This is a genomic window from Sulfitobacter sp. SH22 (assembly GCF_965641905.1).
Taxonomy (GTDB): domain Bacteria; phylum Pseudomonadota; class Alphaproteobacteria; order Rhodobacterales; family Rhodobacteraceae; genus Sulfitobacter.
The window spans coordinates 1,089,843-1,114,187 of sequence record NZ_OZ282573.1 but is presented as its reverse complement, the minus strand read 5'-3'; the positions used below and the strand labels follow the sequence as shown (position 1 = coordinate 1,114,187).

Annotated in this window: 24 protein-coding genes and 1 other RNA gene; 12 read left to right on the top strand and 13 right to left on the bottom strand. The window is 58.9% G+C overall.

Annotated elements, in window-relative coordinates; genetic code table 11:
- Nucleotides 1-42 precede the first annotated feature (42 nt).
- Entirely contained in the window at nt 43-1,122 is a 1,080-nt protein-coding gene (locus tag ACSQ13_RS07445) for a PA0069 family radical SAM protein (protein WP_295509056.1), read from the top strand.
- Here the strand turns inward: ACSQ13_RS07445 and bmt are convergent.
- The 3 genes from bmt to ACSQ13_RS07430 form a co-directional block, all read right to left on the bottom strand.
- Nucleotides 1,119-2,141: a betaine--homocysteine S-methyltransferase gene (gene bmt, locus ACSQ13_RS07440; RefSeq protein ID WP_176249151.1), complete on the bottom strand. Its 1,023-nt coding sequence runs from the start codon at nt 2,139-2,141 to the stop codon at nt 1,119-1,121. The two genes, ACSQ13_RS07445 and bmt, sit on opposite strands and share 4 nt — an antisense overlap.
- Before the next feature lie 36 nt (nt 2,142-2,177).
- On the bottom strand, nt 2,178-4,040 hold the full coding sequence (locus tag ACSQ13_RS07435) for a phosphatidylglycerol lysyltransferase domain-containing protein (RefSeq protein ID WP_295509051.1): 1,863 nt from the start codon (nt 4,038-4,040) through the stop codon (nt 2,178-2,180).
- A 133-nt stretch (nt 4,041-4,173) separates the two neighbouring features.
- Nucleotides 4,174-4,491, bottom strand: a complete 318-nt coding sequence (locus tag ACSQ13_RS07430) for a DUF1476 domain-containing protein (protein WP_176249149.1) — start codon at nt 4,489-4,491, stop codon at nt 4,174-4,176.
- Nucleotides 4,492-4,674: 183 nt separating this feature from the next.
- Between ACSQ13_RS07430 and purC the strand changes: the two genes are divergently transcribed.
- Genes purC through ACSQ13_RS07405 form a run of 5 tightly spaced genes read left to right on the top strand, consistent with a single transcriptional unit; the run spans nt 4,675 to nt 9,522 of the window.
- On the top strand, nt 4,675-5,436 hold the full coding sequence (purC, locus tag ACSQ13_RS07425; RefSeq protein ID WP_176249148.1) for a phosphoribosylaminoimidazolesuccinocarboxamide synthase: 762 nt from the start codon (nt 4,675-4,677) through the stop codon (nt 5,434-5,436).
- A 52-nt stretch (nt 5,437-5,488) separates the two neighbouring features.
- Nucleotides 5,489-5,719, top strand: coding sequence for a phosphoribosylformylglycinamidine synthase subunit PurS (gene purS, locus ACSQ13_RS07420; protein ID WP_176249147.1), 231 nt, complete (start codon nt 5,489-5,491; stop codon nt 5,717-5,719).
- Nucleotides 5,719-6,387 (top strand): phosphoribosylformylglycinamidine synthase subunit PurQ, encoded by a 669-nt coding sequence (gene purQ / locus ACSQ13_RS07415; protein ID WP_176249146.1) that lies wholly within the window; start codon nt 5,719-5,721, stop codon nt 6,385-6,387. The genes purS and purQ overlap by 1 nt, the downstream gene beginning before the upstream one ends.
- Before the next feature lie 36 nt (nt 6,388-6,423).
- Complete coding sequence (locus ACSQ13_RS07410) at nt 6,424-8,184, top strand: sensor histidine kinase (RefSeq protein WP_176249145.1); 1,761 nt, start codon at nt 6,424-6,426, stop codon at nt 8,182-8,184.
- A gap of 3 nt (nt 8,185-8,187) precedes the next feature.
- A complete protein-coding gene (locus tag ACSQ13_RS07405) occupies nt 8,188-9,522 on the top strand; it encodes a sigma-54-dependent transcriptional regulator (RefSeq protein ID WP_176249144.1) in 1,335 nt (444 codons plus the stop codon).
- 30 nt (nt 9,523-9,552) lie between these two features.
- On the opposite strand, the gene ACSQ13_RS07400 is transcribed toward ACSQ13_RS07405, so the two are convergent.
- Nucleotides 9,553-9,840 (bottom strand): hypothetical protein, encoded by a 288-nt coding sequence (locus tag ACSQ13_RS07400; RefSeq protein WP_176249143.1) that lies wholly within the window; start codon nt 9,838-9,840, stop codon nt 9,553-9,555.
- Between the two features lie 566 nt (nt 9,841-10,406).
- Here ACSQ13_RS07400 and ACSQ13_RS07395 point away from each other — a divergent pair.
- Nucleotides 10,407-13,235 (top strand): Rne/Rng family ribonuclease, encoded by a 2,829-nt coding sequence (locus tag ACSQ13_RS07395; RefSeq protein ID WP_435988236.1) that lies wholly within the window; start codon nt 10,407-10,409, stop codon nt 13,233-13,235.
- 59 nt (nt 13,236-13,294) lie between these two features.
- Here the strand turns inward: ACSQ13_RS07395 and ACSQ13_RS07390 are convergent, their stop codons facing one another.
- On the bottom strand, nt 13,295-13,522 hold the full coding sequence (locus ACSQ13_RS07390) for a sulfurtransferase TusA family protein (RefSeq protein WP_176249716.1): 228 nt from the start codon (nt 13,520-13,522) through the stop codon (nt 13,295-13,297).
- Nucleotides 13,523-13,624: 102 nt separating this feature from the next.
- Between ACSQ13_RS07390 and ACSQ13_RS07385 the strand changes: the two genes are divergently transcribed.
- From ACSQ13_RS07385 to ACSQ13_RS07370, 4 genes are all read left to right on the top strand, one after another.
- Nucleotides 13,625-14,377 carry a cytochrome c biogenesis CcdA family protein gene (locus tag ACSQ13_RS07385; RefSeq protein WP_176249141.1) on the top strand — a complete coding sequence of 251 codons (753 nt, stop codon included), beginning with the start codon at nt 13,625-13,627 and terminating at the stop codon, nt 14,375-14,377.
- 55 nt (nt 14,378-14,432) lie between these two features.
- Nucleotides 14,433-15,659: a hypothetical protein gene (locus tag ACSQ13_RS07380; RefSeq protein WP_295509038.1), complete on the top strand. Its 1,227-nt coding sequence runs from the start codon at nt 14,433-14,435 to the stop codon at nt 15,657-15,659.
- Nucleotides 15,656-17,008, top strand: coding sequence for a cytochrome P450 (locus tag ACSQ13_RS07375; protein WP_295509035.1), 1,353 nt, complete (start codon nt 15,656-15,658; stop codon nt 17,006-17,008). Before ACSQ13_RS07380 ends, ACSQ13_RS07375 begins: the two co-directional genes overlap by 4 nt.
- A 68-nt stretch (nt 17,009-17,076) precedes the next feature.
- Entirely contained in the window at nt 17,077-17,970 is an 894-nt protein-coding gene (locus ACSQ13_RS07370) for a fructose bisphosphate aldolase (RefSeq protein ID WP_295509032.1), read from the top strand.
- A 285-nt stretch (nt 17,971-18,255) separates the two neighbouring features.
- Here ACSQ13_RS07370 and ACSQ13_RS07365 read toward each other — a convergent pair whose 3' ends face one another.
- The 8 genes from ACSQ13_RS07365 to ACSQ13_RS07330 form a co-directional block, all read right to left on the bottom strand.
- The gene (locus tag ACSQ13_RS07365; RefSeq protein ID WP_176249137.1) at nt 18,256-18,489 is read right to left on the bottom strand and encodes a ribbon-helix-helix domain-containing protein; all 234 of its coding nucleotides are present in this window, start codon (nt 18,487-18,489) and stop codon (nt 18,256-18,258) included.
- Complete coding sequence (locus tag ACSQ13_RS07360; protein ID WP_176249136.1) at nt 18,486-18,662, bottom strand: DUF4169 family protein; 177 nt, start codon at nt 18,660-18,662, stop codon at nt 18,486-18,488. The genes ACSQ13_RS07365 and ACSQ13_RS07360 overlap by 4 nt, the downstream gene beginning before the upstream one ends.
- Nucleotides 18,659-20,053, bottom strand: a complete 1,395-nt coding sequence (gene fumC / locus ACSQ13_RS07355) for a class II fumarate hydratase (RefSeq protein WP_176249135.1) — start codon at nt 20,051-20,053, stop codon at nt 18,659-18,661. Before fumC ends, ACSQ13_RS07360 begins: the two co-directional genes overlap by 4 nt.
- 102 nt (nt 20,054-20,155) lie before the next feature.
- Nucleotides 20,156-20,623: an SspB family protein gene (locus tag ACSQ13_RS07350; RefSeq protein ID WP_176249134.1), complete on the bottom strand. Its 468-nt coding sequence runs from the start codon at nt 20,621-20,623 to the stop codon at nt 20,156-20,158.
- A gap of 75 nt (nt 20,624-20,698) precedes the next feature.
- The gene (gene chrA, locus ACSQ13_RS07345; RefSeq protein ID WP_435988235.1) at nt 20,699-21,949 is read right to left on the bottom strand and encodes a chromate efflux transporter; all 1,251 of its coding nucleotides are present in this window, start codon (nt 21,947-21,949) and stop codon (nt 20,699-20,701) included.
- A complete protein-coding gene (locus tag ACSQ13_RS07340; RefSeq protein ID WP_176249132.1) occupies nt 21,946-22,107 on the bottom strand; it encodes a hypothetical protein in 162 nt (53 codons plus the stop codon). Before ACSQ13_RS07340 ends, chrA begins: the two co-directional genes overlap by 4 nt.
- A gap of 235 nt (nt 22,108-22,342) precedes the next feature.
- Nucleotides 22,343-22,689: a transfer-messenger RNA gene (gene ssrA, locus ACSQ13_RS07335) on the bottom strand.
- A 41-nt stretch (nt 22,690-22,730) separates the two neighbouring features.
- On the bottom strand, nt 22,731-23,465 hold the full coding sequence (locus ACSQ13_RS07330; protein WP_295509025.1) for a FadR/GntR family transcriptional regulator: 735 nt from the start codon (nt 23,463-23,465) through the stop codon (nt 22,731-22,733).
- A 91-nt stretch (nt 23,466-23,556) separates the two neighbouring features.
- On the opposite strand from ACSQ13_RS07330, the gene ACSQ13_RS07325 reads away from it, so the two are divergent.
- Nucleotides 23,557-24,345, top strand: a complete 789-nt coding sequence (locus tag ACSQ13_RS07325) for a DUF2182 domain-containing protein (RefSeq protein ID WP_295509022.1) — start codon at nt 23,557-23,559, stop codon at nt 24,343-24,345.

Genomic DNA, 24,345 nt, shown 5'->3' with positions numbered 1-24,345 from the left:
TCATATCTTGACGATGTTCCGTATTTGTTCCAGAAGAATTGAATGGATCGCGAAGACGTCAGATATAAACTTGCCGGGCGGGGGACATCGTCAAACCATTCGGGCCGGTTTGAGCGGTTTTCCACGACGGCTATTGACGATGGCTGGGCCGGTGATGATGAACCGCTGCCGGTGTTGCGCACCCAAGTGAGCGAGGAAATACCGCGCAGTGTGATCACCTATAACCGGTCACCGGATTTGCCCTTTGACCGGTCGATCAACCCTTATCGCGGTTGCGAGCACGGCTGCGTCTATTGTTTTGCCCGCCCCAGTCACGCCTATCTGGGCCTGTCGCCGGGGCTTGATTTCGAAACCCGGTTGATTGCGCGGCCCGGCGCGCCGGATGTGTTGCGCCGCGAACTGGCGGGCAAACGCTATCAGGTGGCCTCGATTGCGATTGGCACCAACACCGATCCCTATCAACCGATCGAGAAAGACCACCGGATCATGCGCGGCCTGCTTGAGGTGTTGTCGGAGGTGAATCATCCCGTGGCGATTGTCACCAAGGGCAGCCTGATCGAGCGGGACATTGATATTCTTTCGGATATGGCGCAGCGCGGGCTGGTGCGGGTCGGCATTTCGGTGACCACGCTGGATGCAAAGCTAAGCCGCTTGATGGAGCCGCGCGTGCCTGCGCCAAAGCGGCGGTTGCAGATTATCGAGCGGTTGACGGGGGCGGGCATTCCGGTGCGGGTCATGGCGTCGCCCTTGGTGCCAGCGCTGACAGACCCCGAGTTGGAAGCGATCTTGACCGCGGGGCGCGACGCGGGGGCGCAATCGGCCAGCTGGATCATGTTGCGCCTGCCGCGCGAGGTGTCGGTCTTGATGCAGGACTGGTTGGCGCAGCATTATCCCGATCGGGCAGGGCGCATTATGGCGCGGTTGCGCGAAATGCACGGGGGCAAGGAATATGACGCAAACTGGCACAGCCGGATGCGCGGGGAAGGCCCCTATGCCGAGATGATCGGGCAACGGTTTGATCTGGCGGTTAAGCGGTTGGGGCTTTCGACCCTGCTGCCGCCGATGCGCTGCGATCTGTTTCGCCCGCCCAAACGGGCGAGCGCACAGCTGGATCTGTTTTAGCTGGACTTTGCGCCCCGGCGTCCACGGCGCGGGCCACGCACCGGACCTTCGCCATCGGTGCCGTCGCTGGCCGAAGTGAACGGGCCCAATGCGGCGACGATCTGTTCCAGCGTGGGGGCATCGCCTTTGGGGCGGCTATCCAGGGCGGCGCGCATGTGAACCAGATGTTCGGGCATGGTACCGCAACAGCCGCCGATGATCGACGCGCCGCAGTTGCGCGCCATTTCGGCATAATCAGCCATCAATTCGGGCGTGCCATCATAGTGGATGTGCCCTTCGACATATTTTGGGATGCCGGCATTGCCCTTTGCAACGATCGGCAATGGCATCCCCTTGGAGGCAAAGCCGAGAACCGTGCGCAAGACGTCGGACGCGCCGGTGCCGCAGTTGGCACCATAGGCCAGCGGCATGTTGTCAAGCGCATGAACCATGTCGACCATCGCTTCGGATGTCATGCCCATCATGGTGCGTCCGGCGGTGTCAAAGCTCATCGTGCCGACCCAATCAAGACCCGCCAGTTTGAACCCTTCGGCAGCGGCGCGGTATTCTTCGGGGGCGCTGATGGTTTCCAGCCAGCCCACATCGGCCCCACCAGCCTTTAGACCATCGGCGGTTTCGTGAAACATCTCGACGGCCAGCGCATGGGTCAGCGGGCCGACGGGTTCCATGATTTCGCCCGTCGGGCCGACCGATCCGGCCACGATGACCTTGCGGTCTGCCTTGTCGGCAACTTCGCGGGCCAGTTCGGCGGAAACGCGGCTCAGCTCGTGCGCGCGCTTTTCAGCGCCGTGCAGCTTGAGCCGCGAGGCATTCGCGCCAAAGGAGTTGGTCAGGAATATGTCGCTGCCTGAATCAACGGCACCTTTGTACAGTTTGATGATATTTTGCGGCTCGTCCGTGTTCCACATCTCGGGGGCGTCGCCAGACATCAACCCCATGTTGAACAGGTTGGTGCCCGTGGCACCATCGGCCAGCAACGTGCCTTTTTCAGCCAGAAGGTCGGTCAGGGGATTGGACATGAAAAAGCTCCGCTAAAGGTGTGATTGCGCGTCATCTCACGATGCCAAACGTGAGGCAACCTCATAATTTTCATCATCGTAATGAGGTTGACCGACATCCGCCAGAGGCAAAGGGCGCTGCACAGCGCGGGCGATATCCGCCAGAGCCAGCACCAAAAGCGCGCGATTGGGGGCAGCGGCATAAAGCGGTTGCCAGCGCGGACGGAAATTGGATTTGAACTGGCGCAGACCCGCACCGCCCATTTTACGCAGCACGATCAGTGACAAACGCCGCATCAGCGCCGAGGACGGATCGGGGCAGGCGGGGACAGCGGCAAGGCTGAAACGGGGGATGTCATCGCGCGCAGCACTGCGAATGGCGGCGTGTACAAGGCTGTGCATGGTGCCATCGGGCGCGGCGGGGGCGTGGCGCATCAGGTCAAGGCACCATTCGCGGCTGCTGTGGTGAAAGCTGGCAAAGGCAACAAGATGATCGCCCTCATGGGCCAGAAACACCTTTTGCTGCACCAGATAGTCTGGGCTGAAAATACCAATCGTTCCCCCGCGCGCCTTGCCATGTGCGTGCTGCCACAACCGATCAATCCGGGCCATTTCGGCAATTGGCAAACGGGTGGCTTGTGTGATGCTGATATGCGCCTTGCCGGCCGCGCGCAGTTTGCGGCGCAGGGTGCGGTAGGGGGCGGTGGCGGTGTCAAAGGTGGGCGGGGTCACGACAGCCTCGTCCGCGATGTGGGACAAGAACCAGTTACGCTGCCGCGCCAACACGGCCGTTCGGGCGGAACATTTATACAGGCAAGGGATCAGGTTCCGGGCGCGCGCATGGCTTGAGACGGTTTTAACCGGGTCCGCCGCCGCCGGTGAAACCGGGTCGAACAGATTGCAAAGCGTCTGGCCGGTGTCCCAAACTGCGCAGTGATCCGCGACAAAGCCGCCGTTTTGCCGGATCACCCCGATCTCTGCCCGCGGGGCGGTTGATATATCGTTCTGCGGGACCGGTTTTGCACCGCGCTGGCCTGCAAAGGGGCGCAACATCAGCACAATCGCAATCAAGGCCGGACCCGCATAGTAAATCGCGCGAAACGCAATGACACCGCTCAAAACCTCGATCGCGTCGCCTTGGGGCAGGCCGGTAAAAAGCACCAGTTCAAACGGCCCCACGCCCCCCGGCGTGCCACTGATCAACGCAGCCCCAAGCGCGACCAGAAACAAGGGAAGCAGGACCGCGAAACCGACATCGCTGCCCGGAATAAGCAGGTAGAGCGCGGTGCATGCCGCCAGCACATCAATCGCCGTCCAGATCAGGATGGACCCGAAGGCGCGCAGGCTGGGCAAGCGGATGGTGAAACGGCCCAATGTCACCACCGGATGGGAAAACAAGGCAATAACGGCAACGGGAAGCGTCGCGATGATAAGGATACTTGGCCAGAACAGGGCGGGCGGTGCGGGAAGGGCCAGGCTGACCGCTGCCGTGATCACCAGCAAGGCCACCATAAAGCTCAGGCACACAAAGACGGAAAGGCGCAGCGCCAGTGCCATTGTGATATCGGGCAGCATCCGCCAGCGCGCCAGTGCCCCGGTCAATACCCCCAATCCGAGCGTCTGCGCCAAGGCGATTGCAACGGTGCCCGCGCCGCAGGCTTGCGCCGTGGGGATGTCGCTTCCCAGATGGCGGTGCGCCACGGTGTCATAGCGGCCAAGTGCAAAAAAGCTGATGCAGGTGCAGCCGATGGCCAGCATCACCGCCCCGGCATCAAGCCTGCGCAGTTCAACCGCAACATCGTGCCAGAAACCGGCAGACAACTGACCGTGCAAAACCCAAAGACACACCGCACCGATCGACACAGACACAGCCAATTGGACGGCACGCGCGCCTTGCCCCGAAAGAAGGCGTTTCATCATGGTGCTATCCCCTGACCCGATTTAGGCCGCAGACTGCCCCGCAAGGCCCTGCCAACGGGTTAAGGGCACAAAAAAACGCGCCTCGGATTTTAATCAAAGGCGCGCTTTCCGGTTATGGATGGTAAATTTGGGGTCAGGTCAGGTCTTGCATCAACTGCGATTTGGCCTCGACCATCAGTTCGGCCATTTTGCCGCGAATGGTGGTCTCGTCGGCGCGATCACCAAGATCACCGGATACTTTGCGATAGACGTCTTCTTCGCCCGCTTCTTCGAAATCGGATTTGACCACTTCGGCAGCATAGGCCGATGCATCATCGCCGGTTTTTCCCAATAGGCCAGCGGCCCAAAGACCCAGCAACTTGTTGCGCCGCGCTTCGGCTTTGAACTGCATTTCCGAATCGTGGGCGAATTTGTTTTCAAATGCATTTTCGCGGTCATTGAAGGTCGTCATTGTTGATCTCCTCGAAGTTGAACTCTTGTTCACAGTACATGGGAATGGCTGACGCTGCCAACAAGTATCAGCCCCCAACGTGCACCGGGGCCATATGCTTGCACGAAAGGGATGGTTACACTATGTGACACCCCAAAGGACCGGCGGCCCCTGCCGTTCACCTGAAGACTGGAAGGTATGCGCATGGCCCGTCGCACCAAAATCTATGAAGGCAAGGCGAAGATCCTCTATGAGGGGCCGGAGCCGGGGACGATTGTCCAGTATTTCAAGGACGATACCGCAGCTGTCGGTGCGGGCAAGCAAGCCGTGATCGAGGGCAAGGGCGTGCTGAACAACCGCTTGTCCGAGTTTTTCATGACCGGGTTGAACAATATCGGGGTGCCGACGCATTTCATCAAACGTCTGAACATGCGCGAGCAGCTCATCCGTCAGGCCGAAATCATTCCGCTTGAAATCGTCGTGCGTAACTATGCCGCAGGCAGTTTATCAAAGCGCTTGGGGATCGAAGAGGGCACGCAATTGCCCCGGCCCATCGTCGAATACCATTATAAAAATAACGATCTGGGTGATCCGCTGGTCACCGAAGAACATATCGCGGCCTTTGGCTGGGCCGGCCAGCAGGACATGGAAGACATCCTGAGCCTGTCGTTGCGGGTGAATGACTTCATGTCCGGCGTGATGATGGCCGTCGGCATCCGCTTGCTGGATTTCAAAATCGAGGTCGGTCGCGTGTATGACGGTGATTTTCAGCGCCTGATTATCGCGGACGAGATCAGCCCGGACAGCTGCCGTTTGTGGGATATCGAAACCGGCCAAAAGCTGGACAAGGACGTGTTTCGCCGCGATCTGGGGTCGCTGGCGGATGCCTATACCGAAGTCGCGCGCCGTTTGGGGGTAATGCCCAAGACGTCGACACCGATGATGAAACCAACGTTGATCAACTGAGGATGGCGTTGGATATGAGTTTATTTTGCAAAATGAAGCAGGGGGACGCGCCATGAAAGCACGGGTGCATGTGATGTTGAAGACAGGTGTTCTGGATCCGCAAGGCGAGGCCGTGCGCCACGCGCTTGGGGCGATGGGTTTTGACGGCGTCAAGGGCGTGCGTCAGGGCAAGGTGATCGAGCTGGATCTGGACGCCGGTGTGACAAAGGCCGATGTCGAGGCGATGTGCGAAAAGCTGCTCGCCAACACGGTGATCGAATCCTACAGCGTGGAGATGGTCTGATGCATGCAGCCGTCATTGTTTTTCCGGGCTCTAACTGTGACCGTGATCTGGCGGTAGCATTCGAGGCTGCCGGGGCCAAAGTGTCGATGGTCTGGCACAAGGACACGGCATTGCCCGAGGGCGTCGATATTGTCGGCATTCCGGGCGGCTTTTCCTATGGCGACTATCTGCGCTGCGGCGCGATTGCCGCAAATTCGCCGATTTGTGGTGAGGTGGCCGCCCACGCAAATCGTGGCGGATACGTCATGGGGATTTGCAACGGCTTTCAGGTGTTGACCGAAACCGGTCTGTTGCCGGGGGCGTTGCTGCGCAATGCGGGGCTGAAATACATCTGCAAGACCGTTGGTCTGAAGGTGGCGACATCCGACAGCGATTTCACATCGGGTTACACTGCGGGATCGGTGATCAACATTCCGATCGCGCATCACGACGGCAATTACTATGCCGATGCCGACACCATCGCCGAATTGCTGGCCGAAGACCGGGTTGCATTCACCTATGAGGACAACCCGAACGGGGCGCTGGCCGATATTGCGGGCATCCTGTCTGCCAACCGGCGCGTGCTTGGCATGATGCCGCACCCCGAGCGGATGGCCGACCCTGTACATGGCGGCACCGACGGGGTGGCGCTCTTCCGCGCATTGGCGGGGGCACTGGTCACAGCGTGACTTGAGTGCACCGCCGAGGTTGCGTAGATTGGCACAATGACCCAATCTACGCCCTCAAGCGCGAATTCCATTTCAGTCAGCTGGCGTGTCCGGCTGGCTTTGGCGTTATTGCTGGTCATTGCAGTCGCCACCATATCCATCACCAACAAGCTGCTGACCGACCGGTTCACCGACAGCACCCGCAACCGCGCCGAGCTGCGGATCGCGCTATATAGCGGCAACCTGCTGGCCGAGCTGCGCCAGAACGCCATTGTGCCGCAGCTGCTGGCCCGTGATCCCGCGCTGATCCAGGCCCTGATCCAGTCCGACTATTCGCTATCGACCCAACGGCTGATTTCCTTTGTCGAGGAAATCGGTGCTGCGTCCTTGATGTTGTATGACATTGACGGGCGCGTGGTGGCGGCGACGGATCGCAACCGTTTGGGGGCATCGCACCGGTCGGACGCCTATTTTGTGGATGCCTTGCGCTCGAACTCTACGGTTTTCAGTGTCATTCCGCGCGAAACAGGCGGCTATCAGTTTTTCTATTCCCGCCGCATCCAGGAAGGCGGCACCACCTTGGGTGTCATCGCCGCCGAGGTGGATTTACAGCGGTTTGAACGGGCCTGGGCGGGCATTTCGGACGCGGTGATCGTGACCGACAGCACCGGCGATATCATCATGGCGACCGAACCGCGCTGGCGCGGGTTGACGGAATCCGAGGCCCTGTCGAACCAGACCCCGCAAAGCGCCATCGAGCGCGCGATCAAGGCGACTGCGGATTGGACGGCGCTGCCGCCCGACGCCTATTTGCAGGGCGAGGCCGTGATGCGGCTGTCGTCGCGTATCCCGTTTCGCGGCTGGCGGATCGCAAGCTATACAACCTATGCGTCGGTGCGCGAAAAGGTAAACGGGGTACTGGCGCTTGAAGTCATGGGCTTTGCCATCCTGCTGGCTTTGACATTTTATGCGCTGAGCCGGCGGACGGCGGGCAGGGCGGCCCTGTTCCAGCGTGAATCCGCCGAGCTGCGGGCGCTGAACGTGGCGCTGCAACGCGAGATCGCCGAACGCAAACGGGTGCAGGAAACTCTGGCCGTGGCCGAACAAACGCTTGAGCAGTCAAGCAAACTGGCGGCCTTGGGCGAAATGTCGGCGGCGGTAAGCCACGAGCTGAACCAGCCGCTGGCTGCGATGAAAACCTATCTGGCGGGCGCGCGGTTGCTGATGGGCCGCAACCGGCTGGACGAGGCATTGTCGTCTTTCGGGCGGATTGACGACCTGATCGAACGGATGGGCGCGATCACGCGGCAGCTGAAAAGCTATGCCCGCAAGGGGCAGGAGAGTTTCTCGCCCTTTGATATGCGCGATGCGCTGGCATCGGCCTTGTCGATGATGGAACCGCAGTTGCGCCAGCGTCAGGTGCACATCAGCCGGATCCTGCCCGACGTCCCCGTACGGGTGATGGGCGACCGGATGCGGGTGGAACAAGTGTTGGTCAACCTCTTGCGAAATGCGTTGGATGCCACCAAATCAGAACGGAACCCACAGGTCGAGATTATCCTATCGGCTGGCGAAACCGCCACCTTGACCGTGCGGGACAACGGCCCGGGCATCGAAGACCTCGATGCGCTGTTCGAGCCGTTTTACACAACCAAGCAGCCCGGCGATGGCGTCGGGTTGGGGCTTGCCATTTCCTCCGGCATCGTGACCGAATTGGGGGGCAGGCTGACAGCGCGCAACGGCCAGAACGGCGGCGCGGTCTTTGAAATGCAGCTGCCCATTATGGCCAGCTCGGAAAACACACAGGCGGCAGAGTAAATTATGGCTCAGGCAATGAAAATCGCGATTGTTGATGATGAACAAGACATGCGGCAGTCGATCAGCCAATGGTTGGCACTGTCCGGCTATGACACCGAAACCTTTCCAAGTGCTGAAGATGCGTTGAAAAAACTGGGGCCCGACTATCCGGGCATCGTGATTTCCGACATCAAGATGCCGGGTATGGGCGGGATGGAGTTCCTGAAAAAACTGATGGGCAGTGACAGTGCGCTGCCGGTGATCATGATCACCGGTCACGGCGATGTGCCCATGGCGGTCGAGGCAATGCGCGTCGGTGCGTTTGATTTCCTTGAAAAACCGTTCAACCCCGACCGGATGAGCGAGCTTGCAAAAAAGGCCACCAATGCACGCCGTCTGGTGATGGACAACCGTGCCCTGCGCCGTGAATTATCCGATGGCAGCCAGTTGATGAAAAAGCTGATCGGCGGGTCGCCGGTCATGGAACGCCTGCGCGAGGATATCCTTGATCTGGGGCAGGCGGATGGTCACGTGTTGATCGACGGCGAAACCGGTACCGGCAAGACGCTGGTGGCCCACGCGCTTCATGCGGTCGGGTCGCGGGCGGGCAAGAAATTCGTGCTGGTCAGCTGTGCCGCCCTTGAGGAAGACGCCCTGAGCAAACGCCTGTTCGGCCCGATGATGCCTGAAGACGCACAATTGCCCGCGATCGAGGAAGCCCGCGGCGGGACGCTGGTGCTTGAGGGGATCGAGGCGCTGAGCGAGACCCTGCAAGCGCGTCTGTTGAGCGCGATCAACGAGCAAGGCACCCCGGCCGAAACGCGGATCGTCGCGATTTCGAACCTGCAAGAAGCCGGACGCACGTCGGAAGACGCGCTGCGGTCGGACCTGTTCTATCGTCTGGCGGCGTTGCGCATCACGGTGCCCCCCCTGCGCCAGCGCGGCGAGGATATTCTGACGCTGTTCACACGGTTGAGCGAGGAATTCGCCGATGAATACGGCTGCGAGGCCCCGCAGGTCTCTGCGCAGGAAGCGGCGCAACTGTTGCAGGCCCCTTGGCCGGGCAACGTGCGCCAACTGATCAATGTGGCCGAACGTGCGGTGCTGCAATCGCGGCGCGGGTCGGGGTCGATTGCATCCTTGCTGATGACCGATCACGAGGAAATGCAGCCGGTGATGACCACCGATGGCAAGCCGCTCAAGGAATATGTCGAAGCGTTTGAACGGATGCTGATCGACAACACCATGCGTCGCCACAAAGGGTCAATCGCCAGCGTGATGGACGAATTATGCCTGCCGCGCCGGACCTTGAACGAAAAGATGGCTAAATACGGTTTGCAGCGCTCAGATTATCTCTGAACGCTGGCGTTTCTGGATCGGGGCGCGGGGTTACAGCCGGGTCTCGATCAACTGCTTTGCGGCACCGGTTTCATCGGTGTAGCAGGTCCAGGGCGCTTTGCCGGGCAGATCGATGATAAACTGGCCGGTCTCGACAATCGGAATCGTTGTGTTGATGGAAGCGCCAGACACGCCGGTGTGTTTTTCGACCGCGCGAATACAGCTTTTCTGAGAGGCCAGTTCGGCACGTGCTGCGGGATCGCCCGTTGTGGCCATATCTTCGCAAGCAGCAAGCGCCATAAACGGCAGGCAAAGCGCAAAACGCAGGGAAAAGTGCATCGTATCTTCCTTATTTCCGGGGTGCAGTCCAAAACGGACCTGATCCTCATACCGAGCAAAAGGCCCGATATGACTGTTTCCCACACGGGGGCGTGATGTCAAGCGGTGGTGCTGCGTCAACCCGCGGCCCTGAATTGATCCACGACAAACCTGTCCAATACGCGATTGACCATTGTCATTTGATCACTTCTGGCATTAATTGGTGGGAAGGGTCGATTGTGCATTGATACGCAATCAAAGGCCCTTTGACAGTTTCGCTGCCTCGGTTACCCGTACACCGGTGTCCAGGCAGACCGATGAGGCCCTTAAAAAAGGCCAGAGAACCGCTGACGGATGGCATGGGCCAAGGCCCTGATCAAATGCAGTAATTAATGGATGTGAACCGCATTTAGGTGCCTTTCACGTCGGAGAAGAACCGCGATGACGCGCGCAGACGCCACGAGCAGACAGACAGGCGGCCTTTTGGGCCCTGTTTTAGCCGCGTCACCCATCGCCCTGACAAGACATACCCTGCCGCACGGTGCCCCACCGGGACGCTTGCGTGCGCAGCTGTGCAAAATGGATTTATGCCTAAGAAAATGCTTATCGATGCCACCCACGCTGAGGAAACTCGCGTTGTTGTGGTTGACGGAAACAAGGTCGAGGAATTTGACTTTGAATCAGAGAATAAACGCCAGCTAGCTGGCAACATCTACCTCGCGAAAGTCACGCGGGTAGAGCCTTCGTTGCAAGCGGCCTTTGTGGATTATGGCGGAAATCGCCATGGTTTTCTGGCGTTTTCGGAAATTCACCCCGATTACTACCAGATCCCCGTCGCCGATCGTATCGCGCTGATGGAGGAAGAGCGTGCCTATGCAGAAGCGCAGGCCGCCAAGGAAGATGACGACGAGAAACCCAAGCGCCGCACGCGGTCGCGCAGCCGTGGCAAGCCCAAGGCCGAAGACACCGTCAGCGATGACGCCGTTGCCAGCAAAGAAGCTGACAGCGACCAGATCGAAGGCATGGAAACGGTTGATCTGGATGACGAGGACGAAGGGTCTTCGCCGATGGAGCGTGTTGCCGAGACGCCTGTCGAAGAACCCGATCAGGACGATGATGTCTCGGACGCGGATGAAGATGATTCCGATGATAACGGGGATGACAACGGCGCGTCGAGATCCAAGGGACTGGACGCATCCTCCAAGGATGACAGCATCGAATCTGTTGCCGATGATGATGATCAGGACGACCTGCGTCCTGCGCGCAAGCCACGTCCCAAGCGCTATAAAATTCAGGAAGTCGTAAAAGTACGTCAAATTCTTCTGATCCAGGTGGTCAAGGAAGAACGCGGCAACAAGGGCGCTGCCCTGACGACCTATCTGTCGCTGGCCGGTCGTTACTGTGTCTTGATGCCAAACACGGCGCGTGGGGGCGGGATCAGCCGCAAGATCACCAACGCAGCAGATCGCAAAAAGCTGAAAGAGATCGCGAACGAGATTCAGGTGCCCAAGGGTGCCGGTCTGATCGTGCGCACAGCCGGTGCACAGCGCACCAAAGCCGAGATCAAGCGCGACTATGAATATCTGCAACGTCTGTGGGAGCAAATCCGCGAGCTGACGTTGAAATCCATCGCGCCTGCCAAAATCTACGAAGAGGGCGACCTGATCAAACGGTCGATCCGCGACCTGTACAACCGTGATATCGACGAAGTGTTTGTCGAAGGCGAACGCGGCTATCGCATCGCCAAGGACTTCATGAAGATGATCATGCCGTCCCATGCGAAAAACGTGAAGCTGTACAGCGAAACCATGCCGTTGTTCGCGCGCTATCAGGTCGAATCCTATCTGTCGGGCATGTTCAACCCCACGGTTCAGCTGCCGTCGGGTGGCTATATCGTGATCGGTGTGACCGAAGCTTTGGTTGCGGTCGACGTCAACTCGGGGCGGGCCACCAAAGAAGGGTCGATCGAACAGACAGCGACCAAAACCAACCTTGAGGCCGCCGCCGAAGTCGCACGACAGCTGCGCCTGCGCGATCTGGCGGGTTTGATCGTCATCGACTTTATCGACATGGACGAGCGTCGTAACAACATCGCCGTCGAAAAGATGATGAAGGACAAGCTCAAGACCGACCGCGCCCGCATTCAGGTCGGCCGCATTTCGGGCTTTGGCTTGATGGAAATGTCGCGCCAGCGTCTGCGCCCCGGCATGATCGAGGCAACGACCCAGCCGTGCCACGCCTGTCATGGTACAGGTCTGATCCGGTCGGATGACAACCTTGCCCTGTCGATCCTGCGCGAGATCGAAGAAGAAGGCACACGCAAACGGTCCCGCGAGGTGCTGGTCACGGCACCCGTCGGCATCGCCAACTTCTTGATGAACCAAAAGCGCGAGCATATCGCCCATATTGAGGGCCGCTATGGCATGTCCGTGCGGGTCGAAGGCGACCCGACCTTGGTCAGCCCCGATTTCAAGATCGAAAAGTTCAAGACTGCCACCCGTGTGGTGACACCGATCGAACATGTTGTTTCTGTTGATACCACCCTGATGGACGAGATCGACGAGCAAGAAGCCGAGATCATCGAAGTGGAAGAAGAAGAGGCCGAGGAGCAGACCTCGACCCGTGAAGCCACCCGCAATACGGATGCCGATGGCGATGACACCGATGGAGAGGGCAAACCGAAACGCCGTCGTCGGAGGCGTCGGCGGCGCGGTGGCAAATCCAACGGGGATGATGCCGCAAACGGTGAAAACAACGGTGACGGCGACGACGACGCCAAGTCAGACAGCGGCCAATCCCAAGAGGACGCTGGTTCCACGGCTGATGATGCGGATAAAGCGCCTGCTGACGCGGAAGTAGCGGCGGCAGATGCTCAGGACGCGCCGGTTGAAAAGCCCAAGCGCACCCGCAGCCGGTCTCGCAAGCCGAAGGCCGAAGCGGTCGCAGAGGGTGCGGAAAGCGCCGATGCGACGGCGGCGTCTGACGCGGCAGATGCGCCCGAAGAAAAGGCTGATGAAAAGCCTGCGCCGAAAAAGCGGACCCGCACGCGCAAGCCCAAGGTCGCAGCCGAGGAGAAACCGGTTGAACCTGCGGAAGGTGCAGAGGCAAAGCCGTCGGATCAAGCCGAGGAAACACCTGCGCCAGCCCCTGCGGCTGAACCAGAGCAGGCGGCTGAACCGGCACCTGAACCCGCGCCAGAGCCTGCTCCGGTAGCTCAAACGCCGGCCCCAGTCGAAGTTCCAGTCGAAGTTCCGGTCGATGCGGCCCCGGTTGAGGTTCCTGCGACCCAAGAGGTGGCCCCTGCGCCTGTGATCGAAGAACTGCCTGAACCGACCGTTGCCCCAGAACCTGAAAAGGTCGTGGAAAAACCGGCCAAGCCAAAACGGCGCGGCTGGTGGTCACTCGGCGGCTCCTGAGGTGCTATGATATTAAAAAAGGCAGACCTTCGGGTCTGCCTTTTTCGTTTCAGGGCCTGTTACTTTTTGCGGATCACATAGATCTGGGGGCTGTCATCAGAGTCGAGACTGACCAGTTCATGACCTGCCTCGGCGCAAAAATGCGGGATATCAATGATCGCGGCGGGGTCATCCGCCTGCACTTTCAAGACCGCGCCGGAGGCAAGACCCTGCAATCGTTTGCGTGCTTTGAGCACGGGCAAGGGGCACAGCAACCCCGTCGCATCTAGGATATGTTCTTCATTCATATGCCCCAAATACGGCAGATGTTTCAAAGCGTCCACAACCTTGTGACGCGGGCCCGTGCAACAGGGCGTGACGCCACCGCCAAAGCGCAGTAAAGGTGTCGTATGTTTGGTATTGATCTGATCGACGCGGGCTTGCTGCCTGCCATTTTCATCGCATTGACGGCGGGGGTTATCAGCTTCCTCAGCCCTTGCGTCTTGCCGATTGTGCCACCCTATCTGGCCTATATGAGCGGCGTGACCCTGAACGATATGTCCAATGTCGGATCGGCACGGCGCAAGGCGGTGATCGCAGCGCTGTTTTTCGTGATGGGCCTCAGTACCGTGTTCTTGATTCTTGGCTTTACCGCCTCGGCTTTTGGCGCGTTTTTCCTGCAAAATCAGGTGCTTTTCGCCCGTGCCTCCGGGGCGGTTGTGGTTATTTTCGGCCTGCATTTCCTTGGGGTGTTCCGCATCCCCTTCCTTGACCAGGAGGCGCGTCTGGATGCGGGTGACAAGGGTGGATCGTCCTTTGGGGCCTATGTGCTGGGGCTTGCCTTTGCCTTTGGCTGGACGCCGTGCATCGGGCCGCAACTGGGGGCGATCCTGTCACTGGCCGCATCGGAGGCGTCGGTCGCGCGTGGCACATTGCTGCTGGGGGTCTATGCGGCGGGGCTTGGCATTCCGTTTCTGCTGGCTGCGATGTTCATCACCCGCGCGACGCTGCTGATGAACCGGATCAAACCCTATATGAAGCTGATCGAGCGGATCATGGGCATCTTGCTGATTGTCGTGGGGCTGGCGCTTTTGACCGGTGCGTTTTCGGCGTTTTCCTTCTGGCTGCTTGAAACATTCCCCGCGCTTGGTTCCCTGGGCTAGGGGCCTTACTCTTGCCAAAAAACCTGTCTAAACTGATGCGAACGACAGGTGGGACATGGCCGAAGATATCGAACAAACAGTCAAACGGCGCCGGGTGTTCTACATTCCGGGCTATGACCCGATCCATCCCCGCAGATACCGCGAATTATACCGCAAGGAATCCACCGATCAGGCGCGGATTTCCGGCTATAAAATCGGGCTGAAACCAAAAACCACCAAGGGCAATTACGGCTGGTCCGTTAATGCCGAAATCGACGGGGTGCAGGTCGATGCGCAGGTCGAGGTGCTGGTCTGGTCCGACATCGTACGGATTTCGATGCGCAATTCGATTCTGGCCACCTACGGGCAACTGGTTCAAACCGCCTGGGTCTATATCGCGTCGGGGGCGCTGTGGCGGCTGATGAAGCTGCGCAAGGGGCCGGTGATTGCGGCGCTGTATCCGGTGGGCATGTTGCTGGTGCAGCTGTTGATTGCGGTGCTTGCGGGCAGGGTGGTCTTTGCCGCGCTGACCTATTTCGGCGGGCCGTTCTGGTTCAAGGGCCTTGTCGCGTCGGTTGGCGTGTTTGTCGGTTGGTCGGTGCTGGAGTGGTTCAAGAAACACGACGGCAAGTTTTTCGCCTATTACCTGATGCATGACTATGCTTTCGGGGCTGCAACACGCGGCGCGAACCCGCCCGCCTTGGAAAGCCGCATGGCCGAATTTGGCGAGGTCGTCGCCGAGGCCCTGAAATCCGACGTGGATGAGGTTCTGGTCGTTGGCCATTCATCCGGTGCGCATTTGGGGGTGTCGATGCTGGCCGATCTGGTGCGTGCAGGGCTGGTGCCTGACGACGGGCCTGATCTGGGGTTTTTAACCTTGGGGCAGGTGGTGCCGATGGTGTCTTTCCTGCGCGATGCGCACCGTTTGCGGGCCGATCTGCGCTATCTTTCCCAACGGGATGAATTGACATGGGTTGATGTAACGGCCCCCGGCGACGGCTGCGCCTTTGCGCTCTGTGACCCTGTGGCGGTGTCCGGTGTCGCGCCGGAGGGCAAGAAATGGCCCTTGGTGTTCTCGGCGGCCTTTACCCAATCGCTGAGCCCCGCGCGGTGGAAGGAATTGCGCTGGCGGTTTTTCCGTCTGCATTTCCAGTACCTTTGCGCGTTTGATGCACCCAAGGATTATGATTATTTCCAGATCACCGCAGGCCCGCATTCCCTTGCCGAACGCTATGCCCACCGGCCCGCATCAAAGTCGCGGATCGTGAAGCCGGTGAATAAATTCACCTCGACCGCGCCATGACCTTGCCGCCCAAACCCGACAGCCGCCCTGAAAAGGTATCGCTGTGGCGCTATGCCCAGCTGTTTCGCCAGGACATCCTGTCGGCGCAGCCCGCCCGTTTGTACCGCGCCTGGATGGCGGAATTCAAAACGCCGTTCTTTCGCAGCTATCTGATCAACCAGCCGGAACTGATCAAAACGGTCCTGAAAGAACGGCCCGGCGATTTCCCCAAATCCGACCGTATCGGCGAAGGCTTGCGCCCCTTGTTGGGCAATTCGGTGTTTTTGACCAATGGCGAGACCTGGAAACGGCAACGGCGCATCATTGATCCGGCCTTTGAGGGGGGGCGGCTGCGCGACAGCTTTCCCGCGATGTGGGACGCGGCCGAGGCGATGGCCAAACGGCTGGAACCGCGAACCGGGCAGGTGATCGAGATCGAGGCCGAAACCAGCCATGCAGCGGCCGATGTGATCTTTCGCACGTTGTTTTCATTGCCCATCGACCATCATCTGGCCCGCGAGGTGTTTGAAGAATTCAAAACCTACCAACGCAGCCAGCCGATCCTGAACATTGCCGCGTTTATCCCGCTGCCGCGCTGGCTGCCGCGCCTGTTTCGCAAAGACACCCGGTCAAGTGCGGCCAAGATACGCCGGCTGATCACACAGTTGACCGAAGACCGCATGGCGCAGATCGCCCAAGGCACGGCCCCGCAGGATCTGGCGACCAAGATCATGACGACTTTCGATCCCGTCGATGGCGATACCTTCAGCACCCAGGAAATGGTCGACCAGGTCGCGATCTTTTTCCTTGCCGGCCACGAGACCAGCGCCTCGGCGCTTGCATGGACGCTGTATTTGATGGCCACGCATCCCGACTGGCAGGACAAGCTGGCCGAGGAAGCGCAGCAGATGGGGGGCTGTGATTTCTCGGTCATGTCCAAGCTGCGCCTGAGCCGCGATGTGTTTCGCGAGGCGCTGCGGCTGTATCCGCCCGTCCCGATGATGGTGCGCGAGGCAACATGCCCCGAACAGTTCCGCGACCGCACGGTGCAGGCAGGCGCGCAGGTGGTGATCAGCCCGTGGCATTTGCACCGTCAGGAACGCCTGTGGGATAACCCCGACGGCTTTGACCCCGCGCGCTGGCACACCGACAATGGCCAGAAATGCCAACGAGAGGCCTATCTGCCGTTCAGCGCCGGGGCGCGGGTGTGTCCGGGGGCCGGATTTGCCATGATCGAGGGGCCTTTGATCCTGTCGCGGCTCTTGCGGGATTACCGCATCGAAGCTGTTGCCACCAAGGTGCCTGTTCCCGTCGCGCATCTGACGGTAAGGTCGAAAGATGGCATTTGGCTGCGATTTGTCCGACGCTAACGATATATCATCGCGCGGATAGATGCATTAGACCATGCGAAACGGAATCAATAAGGGCCTGCACCACCATGAGCACGACAGACGCACAACGCACACAAATGGCGACCGGCAAGGGATTTGTAGCAGCCCTGGATCAATCCGGCGGATCGACCCCCAAAGCGCTTAGCTTGTATGGCGTTGAACCGTCAGATTATTCAGGCGATGCGCAGATGTTTCAGGCCATGCATGACATGCGCGCCCGGATCATCCTGGCAGATGATTTTACCAGCGACAAAGTCCTGGGTGCCATCCTGTTTGAACGCACCATGGACGAGACGATCAACGGCAAACCCGTCGCAGATGTGCTGTGGAACGACCGCGGTGTTGTGCCCTTTCTGAAGATCGACAAGGGTCTTGAGGACGAGACAAACGGCGTTCAATTACTTAAACCTATGCCTGATCTGGATGTCTTGCTGAAGCGCGCCAAGGCGGCGGGTATCTTTGGCACAAAAGAACGCTCTGTCATCCAGTCTGCCAATGCTTACGGTATCCGCGCCGTGGTCGCCCAGCAGTTCGAAGTGGCCAAAGCGGTTTGTGCGGCGGGTCTGGTTCCGATCATCGAGCCCGAGGTGAATATCCATTCCGCCAGCAAAGCGGAATGCGAGGATATCCTGAAGGCAGAGTTGGAAAACCACCTTGCGCTGCTGGCACCGGACGAGATTGTCATGCTCAAGCTGACCCTTCCCGAAAAAGCGGGGCTGTATGACAGCCTGGCGGACCTGCCGAATGTCTTGCGGGTTGTTGCCCTGTCGGGTGGGTATTCGACGGATGATGCCAGCGCGCGTCTAAGCCAGAACGCCAAGATGATCGCCAGCTTTTCGCGTGCCTTGACCGAAGGGTTGAACGTGAAAATGACCAATGCAGAATTCAACGCGGCATTGGGCGCGAATATCGACAAGATTTACAAAGCATCGGTGGCGTAACGCGGCGGAATTTTCAAAAAATCCGGTCCGATTTTTTTGAAAAAATCGACTACAAAATCAGACGTATGGGTTCTTGATTGCAAAAGATGATCAATTGCCCTGCGTTTTCAACGGCGTGATACCCGCGCCGTTGCAGCTCTGCTTCGAATACATCTCGACCGACGTATCTCTCGATATCACGTAGGTTTCGGCGAACCACACCACCTTGTCGCGCGGTTTTTGCACTGAACAAGTGGGTGATCCAAGCTTGGGGTGAAAGTTCACAGGGAATAGCCATATGAAATGCTATTCCGCCCTTGGTAAACTTTCCTTTAAGGTGCGCAGAACAAACACCCGAATGGCCGAGGCAAGCCCGGCTTCCAGTCCGCGATCTGCATCGATCTGCGCCACCAGCGCATTGATCGGAAGGTCCATATCGTCTGCTATTCTTTTGAATTCATTCCAGAATTCATCTTCCAGAGAGATGGATGTCCGGTGACCCCTTAGGGTCACCGAGTGTTTGACGGGCCGTGCGCTCATGTCTCGCGCTTATGGGCTTCCAGGTTGCGTGCAATTTTCGCCAGACGTTCTTTCAGAACCTCTTTTTGGTCCTTGCTTTGGCCGAATTGCACTGCGTTTTCGTCAGCGCGGGCCTTGCGAGAGGCGCGGTTGCGCTCTTTCTTGACCTTGTTGAGGTTGATGGGGGCGCTCATTCTTTTGGTCCGATCATTTGCTCCGGCCGCACCACGCGGTCGAATGTTTCAGCGTCGACAAACCCCAGGGCGATTGCTTCTTCCTTGAGGGTCGTTCCGTTCTTATGGGCTGTTTTTGCAACCTTGGTTGCGTTGTCATAGCCGATTGTGGGGGCCAGCGCTGTGACCAGCATCAGGCTTTCTTTCATCAGCTTGTCGATGCGGTCGACATTGGCTTGGGTGCCGACGACCATATTATCGGTAAAGGCCGATGCGCTGTCGCCCAAAAGCTGCATGGATTGCAAGACGTTATAGCTCATCATCGGGTTATAGACGTTCAGCTCAAAATGGCCTTGCGATCCGGCAAAACCGACGGCGGCGTCATTGCCCATGACATGGGCACAGACCATTGTCAGCGCTTCGGCCTGTGTAGGGTTTACCTTGCCCGGCATGATCGACGATCCCGGCTCGTTTTCCGGCAGGATCAATTCGCCCAGACCTGACCGCGGGCCGGAGCCCAGCAAACGCATGTCATTGGCGATCTTGAACAGCGATCCGGCAACGGTTTTCAGCGCGCCCGAGAACATGACCATCGCGTCATGGGCGGCCAGCGATTCAAACTTGTTGGGGGCGGTGACAAATGGCAGATCGGTGATCTCGGCCATATGGGCTGCGACCGCTTCGGCCCAGCCTTTCTTGGTGTTCAGCCCGGTGCCCACCGCCGTGCCGCCTTGGGCAAGCTCGTAAATGTCGGGCAGGCAGGCGTTGACGCGTTCAATGCCCTTTTTCACCTGATGCGTATACCCCGAGAATTCCTGGCCCAGCGTCAGGGGCGTCGCATCCTGGGTGTGGGTGCGGCCGATCTTGATGATGTCCTTGAATTCAACCGATTTGGCGGCCAGCGCATCGTGCAGCTTTTGCAAACCGGGCAGCAACACATCACGGGCCTGCATGGCAATCGCCACATGCATTGCCGTGGGGAATGTATCGTTTGACGACTGGCCCATGTTGCAATGGTCATTGGGGTGAACGGGTTTCTTCGATCCCATCTCGCCGCCCAGCATCTCAATGGCACGGTTCGAGATCACTTCGTTGGCGTTCATGTTGGACTGGGTACCGGACCCGGTCTGCCACACCACCAAAGGAAAGTTATCGTCAAACTTGCCCTCGATCACCTCAGTGGCCGCCGCGACAATCGCATCGCCAATCTCGGCGCTCAGATCCCCTTGCTTGAGGTTCTCCATCGCACAGGCTTTTTTCACCACACCCAAGGCGCGGATGATCGGCACGGGCTGTTTTTCCCAACCGATCGGGAAGTTGATGATCGACCGCTGGGTCTGGGCCCCCCAATATTTATCGGAAGGGACCTCCAACGGGCCAAAGCTGTCTGTTTCTGTGCGTGTACCGGCCATGTGCAGGCTCCTGATCTTGGCAATATGTTGGATCAGGGTTTAGCCTGCGCAGGGGCGCTGCGCAATCAAGCGATCGCGCTAACGCGGCTGCAATAGGCGAAGTTATTTGCGAAAACTGTCCAAAGACACGATTTCGGCGGCTTTGGGTGCCTCTTCTGGTACCTCAAGCTCGCTTTCTTTCTTTTGCGGCAAGGTCCCGCCATCGTCACCGGAGGGCTCTTGCTGTTCGAATTTCAGGCCAAACTCGACGGAGGGGTCCACAAAGGTGCGGATCGCGTCATAGGGGATATACATCGGCTCCGGTGCATCGCCGAAATTCAACGTGACAGAGAATCCCTCGTCCGTGACTTCCAGCTTGTCGTACCAGTGTTGCATCACCACGGTCATCTCGCCGGGATAGCGGTCCGAAAGCCAGTCGGCCAGTTCGGCATCGGGGTGTTCGGTGTCAAATGTAATGAAAAAATGATGATTTCCGGGCAAACCATTGGCTGCCACATCCAAAAGCACCTTCCGGATCAGTCCGCGCATCGCGTCATGCATCAGGTTGCCATACTCAATGGTTCGGCTCATTTTATCTGTTCAACCCCCAGTTTGATCGCCCTAGCATACGCCATTTACCAACAGTGAAAAGGGGGCTCTTTGGAATTATCCGACGACAGCGGGCCCAACTGCGACCACTCCCAAAACGCACATGGTGAAAACAAAGCCGCGGTTGAACACCAACATTAAAATTCCGGCCAGGACCGTCAGCCCAAGGGCGGTGGCGTCAAAGCTGGACCAATCGGGCAGGGGCATCGCCAAAACGCCCCCCAGCGTGACCCGTTCAAATACCACATGCAACGCAAACCAGACCGAAAGATTGGCAATCACACCGACGACAGCGGCTGTGATGGCGCGCAATGCAGCGCTTAACCTTGGCATCCCCGAGAGCGCCTCAAGATAAGGTCCGGCAAGGAATATCCAAAGAAAACAGGGGGTAAACGTCACCCACAGCGCCAGCGCCCCCGCCGCAACCGCCCCGCTGATGCCGCTTTGCGCAAACCCGGCCAGCAGCGCCACGAATTCAGTTACCAAGATCAGCGGGCCGGGGGTGGTTTCGGCAAGGCCCAAGGCGTCAATCATCTGCTGGGTGGTGATCCAGCCGTGATCCTGCACCACGCTTTGCGTCATATAGGCCAGCACCGCATAGGCCCCGCCAAATGTCACCACCGCAAGCTTTGAGAAAAACAAACCCAGTTGAAGCAAGAACTGCTGACCCAACGCCCAAACCAGCAGCAAAGGGGCCGCCCATAGCCCGCCCCAGATCACCAGCGTCCTTACGGGATGCGCAGACCCGGTCGGGGCAGGGTCAAGCGGCACACGGGTCGTGGAATGGTGCAAAAACCCCCAAATCCCAGCGGCCAGAATAATCAGCGGAAACGGTAGCCCGAACACGAAAAGCGCAACAAACGACAGCGCGGCCAAAGCCACGCCCTCTAGCCCGGTCAGCGCCTTGGCGGCAACTTTGCGCAGCGCCTGAAAGACAACGATGATGACGGCCGCCTTGATCCCCAGAAACGCGGCCTGAACCAGCGGAAGCTGCCCGTAATAGGCATAGCCCAGGGCCAAAACCCCGATCACAACCGCCCCCGGCACGACAAACAGCACCCCCGCCAGCAGCCCGCCCGCAGTCCCGCGCAACCGCCAGCCGGCATAGGTGGCCAGCTGCATCGCTTCGGGGCCGGGCAACAGCATACACAACGACAATGCGCGCAGATATGCGGCTTCGCTTAGCCATCCGTGACGCTCCACCAGCTCGCGGTGCATCAAGGCGATCTGCGCTGCAGGCCCGCCAAAAGACAACAGCCCGATACGCCCGAAAACACGCAGCATTTGTGGCCAGCCCGGCACGCTCACGCGCCACGCCCCGCACCCTTGATCGGCACCAGGGCGGCAAACGAAACCTGATCCGCGCTGATGCCGTGATCTGCAAGGAGTTCAACAGACACCAATGCATCGGTCGGAAATACAAGGTTTTGAAAAGGCGGGGCAGTCGTCTTGTTCGGGGCAGCCATGGCATGCATCCTTTCAAACCGGAAACATGCGAACCTCTGGCTGGCGCCTCACGGGGCGTTCGCGAAAATCCCCATCTAAAACTTCTGACACAGCACGACACAACAGGTCAAGTCACGCGACACCTGTCTTCCAAATGGTCTAAAATCCTCGCCGAAGGCATCTTTTGGACCGGCGTCAGCAACATGCAGGGCGCACTCGGAATAAACCACAGTCATCAAAATAAAGGGGGGGTAAAGTGCAGGTTTCTGTTGCCAGGTACCTGCGAACCCCGCCTTAGGTCGCTAAACCCAAGGACTTAAGTTTCAACAGTTCCGGTCGCTTACGCGGCCATCGCCATTGGAGCACGATTGTCATTTGCAATTGTACATTTTACGCCGATAACGGTGGCAGTCAGCCGAGATAAGGCTACATCTTTAGACGTTCGTCGATCCTGTTTCGACCCCATGATCCGCAAATGACGGATTATTGGTGGAGTCGCCGGGTACCGCCCCCGGGTCCGAACCGCTTATTACATGCGCGTTTATACCCATAGTCCCGAAGGACAGATATAACATAGGAACCCCTGCGCGGTTTGCAAGGGCTCTTTAATCTGCGACAGGTGATAAAAGGCGGGCGGGCAAGCTCAGCCGGTGTGCCCCTTGCGCTGCGCAAAGACGCGGCGGGCAAGGGTTTGGGTTTCAGCCTCGAGTGCGGTCAATCCTGCGCTGGCAGCGGGGCCGTCCTGGGCCTCGATCGCATCGGCGATGGCGACGTGCAGCGCGATGATCGCGTCGCGGGACCGGGCGGTAAAGGTGATCATGTTCATCAGGGGCTGCATCGCCTCGACGGCACCGGCCAGTTGGTATGACAGCACCGGATTGCCCGCACCATCGACCAGCGCGCGGTGAAAGGCGACGTCGGATGCGCAGAACGCTTCATCGCTCAATTCCACTTCACCTTGTACTTTAATTTCGTCTCGCATCGCATTGATATGATTTGAATTTCGGCGCATTGCGGAAAGCGGCGCACAGGCGCGTTCCAGGGCATAGCGCGCCTCGCAGGCGGTCTCGAAGCTCACGTCATTCATCGACAACAGCAAGGTTGAGGTGGTGATTTGCTGGGCTTGGGCAGCCTCGAAACTGATGCGGTTCACGAATGCGCCACCCGTGGCACCACGCTGTGTGCGGATCAGCGATTGCGCAGCCAGCCGCTTGAGCGCCTCGCGCACGGTGGCGCGGGACACATCGAATTTCAGCGCCAGTTCGGCCTCGGACGGCAGGCGTTCGTCCACAATCAATGCACCGCTGACGATGGCATCGCGGATATTCGCAGCGATCTGGGCCGACAGATCGGCAGAGGGGACGAGGCTGGTTTTCATATGTCTTACATTTAGGGTTTGGAAAAACTTTAAATGTCTGACATTACTTTTTCAAGTACCGAGTCGCGCATATCAGGGAGGATCGCGTCACATGGCACCTGTCATCCGTTCTGCGCTCTGGCTTGGCTTTTTCGGTCTGATCCTTGCGGCTTGGACGATGATGTATGCCATGAGCACGGGCATGGGGCTGGATCTGCTGGGCCGTCCCAATGACATGGGCCAGTTGATGCGTACCATGGACCCCCGCATGGATATGTACATGCCGATGGCCAGTTTCGGGCCTTTGGCGGTGATGTGGGCCGCGATGATGGCCGCGATGATGTTGCCCACGATGATCCCGACCTTGCGCAGCTACGAAGACCTGATGGTCAGCGCCAATGGCACGCGGGCGGGGTGGTTTGGCGTGCTACTGGGCTATTTCATCATGTGGATCGGCTTTGCCCTTGTCATCACGGCCACGCAGCTGGCGCTGCTGTATGGCGGGGTGATCGACATGCTGGGCATTGCGAAATCCCGCTGGTTTGCTGCGGTATTGTTGCTGGCCGTGGGCGTGTTCCAATTCACCCGCGCCAAGGAAATCTGCCATGGCGTGTGCCATTCCCCGATGATGTATTTTATCGGCCATTGGCGTTCCGGCTTTGCTGGCGGTTTGCGCATGGGGCTGGGGCTTGGCACGTTTTGCGTGGCCTGTTGCTGGGGCTTTATGGCGCTCGGTTTTGCGGGCGGTGTGATGAATTTGGCCTGGATGGGATTGGCGACCTTGTTCATGGTGCTCGAAAAATTGCCCCAGATCGGGCATAAAGTGGTAAAACCCATGGGTGTTTTGCTGATCCTTGGCGCATGCGCTGTGGCGGCTTGGCCCTTGTATTCAGGAGGATAA

Bases quoted from the DNA above. Each gene is read 5' to 3' on its own strand.
- ACSQ13_RS07365 (WP_176249137.1), bottom strand. From the start codon at position 18,489: ATGAGCGCACGGCCCGTCAAACACTCGGTGACCCTAAGGGGTCACCGG.
- ACSQ13_RS07435 (WP_295509051.1), bottom strand. From the start codon at position 4,040: ATGATGAAACGCCTTCTTTCGGGGCAAGGCGCGCGTGCCGTCCAATTG.
- ACSQ13_RS07400 (WP_176249143.1), bottom strand. From the start codon at position 9,840: ATGCACTTTTCCCTGCGTTTTGCGCTTTGCCTGCCGTTTATGGCGCTT.
- ACSQ13_RS07390 (WP_176249716.1), bottom strand. From the start codon at position 13,522: ATGAATGAAGAACATATCCTAGATGCGACGGGGTTGCTGTGCCCCTTG.
- purS (WP_176249147.1), top strand. From the start codon at position 5,489: ATGAAAGCACGGGTGCATGTGATGTTGAAGACAGGTGTTCTGGATCCG.
- purQ (WP_176249146.1), top strand. From the start codon at position 5,719: ATGCATGCAGCCGTCATTGTTTTTCCGGGCTCTAACTGTGACCGTGAT.
- ACSQ13_RS07385 (WP_176249141.1), top strand. From the start codon at position 13,625: ATGTTTGGTATTGATCTGATCGACGCGGGCTTGCTGCCTGCCATTTTC.
- ACSQ13_RS07375 (WP_295509035.1), top strand. From the start codon at position 15,656: ATGACCTTGCCGCCCAAACCCGACAGCCGCCCTGAAAAGGTATCGCTG.
- ACSQ13_RS07445 (WP_295509056.1), top strand. From the start codon at position 43: ATGGATCGCGAAGACGTCAGATATAAACTTGCCGGGCGGGGGACATCG.
- ACSQ13_RS07410 (WP_176249145.1), top strand. From the start codon at position 6,424: ATGACCCAATCTACGCCCTCAAGCGCGAATTCCATTTCAGTCAGCTGG.
- ACSQ13_RS07405 (WP_176249144.1), top strand. From the start codon at position 8,188: ATGGCTCAGGCAATGAAAATCGCGATTGTTGATGATGAACAAGACATG.
- ACSQ13_RS07430 (WP_176249149.1), bottom strand. From the start codon at position 4,491: ATGACGACCTTCAATGACCGCGAAAATGCATTTGAAAACAAATTCGCC.
- ACSQ13_RS07340 (WP_176249132.1), bottom strand. From the start codon at position 22,107: ATGGCTGCCCCGAACAAGACGACTGCCCCGCCTTTTCAAAACCTTGTA.
- ACSQ13_RS07370 (WP_295509032.1), top strand. From the start codon at position 17,077: ATGAGCACGACAGACGCACAACGCACACAAATGGCGACCGGCAAGGGA.
- ACSQ13_RS07325 (WP_295509022.1), top strand. From the start codon at position 23,557: ATGGCACCTGTCATCCGTTCTGCGCTCTGGCTTGGCTTTTTCGGTCTG.
- bmt (WP_176249151.1), bottom strand. From the start codon at position 2,141: ATGTCCAATCCCCTGACCGACCTTCTGGCTGAAAAAGGCACGTTGCTG.
- ACSQ13_RS07350 (WP_176249134.1), bottom strand. From the start codon at position 20,623: ATGAGCCGAACCATTGAGTATGGCAACCTGATGCATGACGCGATGCGC.
- ACSQ13_RS07395 (WP_435988236.1), top strand. From the start codon at position 10,407: ATGCCTAAGAAAATGCTTATCGATGCCACCCACGCTGAGGAAACTCGC.
- purC (WP_176249148.1), top strand. From the start codon at position 4,675: ATGGCCCGTCGCACCAAAATCTATGAAGGCAAGGCGAAGATCCTCTAT.
- fumC (WP_176249135.1), bottom strand. From the start codon at position 20,053: ATGGCCGGTACACGCACAGAAACAGACAGCTTTGGCCCGTTGGAGGTC.
- ACSQ13_RS07360 (WP_176249136.1), bottom strand. From the start codon at position 18,662: ATGAGCGCCCCCATCAACCTCAACAAGGTCAAGAAAGAGCGCAACCGC.
- ACSQ13_RS07330 (WP_295509025.1), bottom strand. From the start codon at position 23,465: ATGAAAACCAGCCTCGTCCCCTCTGCCGATCTGTCGGCCCAGATCGCT.
- ACSQ13_RS07380 (WP_295509038.1), top strand. From the start codon at position 14,433: ATGGCCGAAGATATCGAACAAACAGTCAAACGGCGCCGGGTGTTCTAC.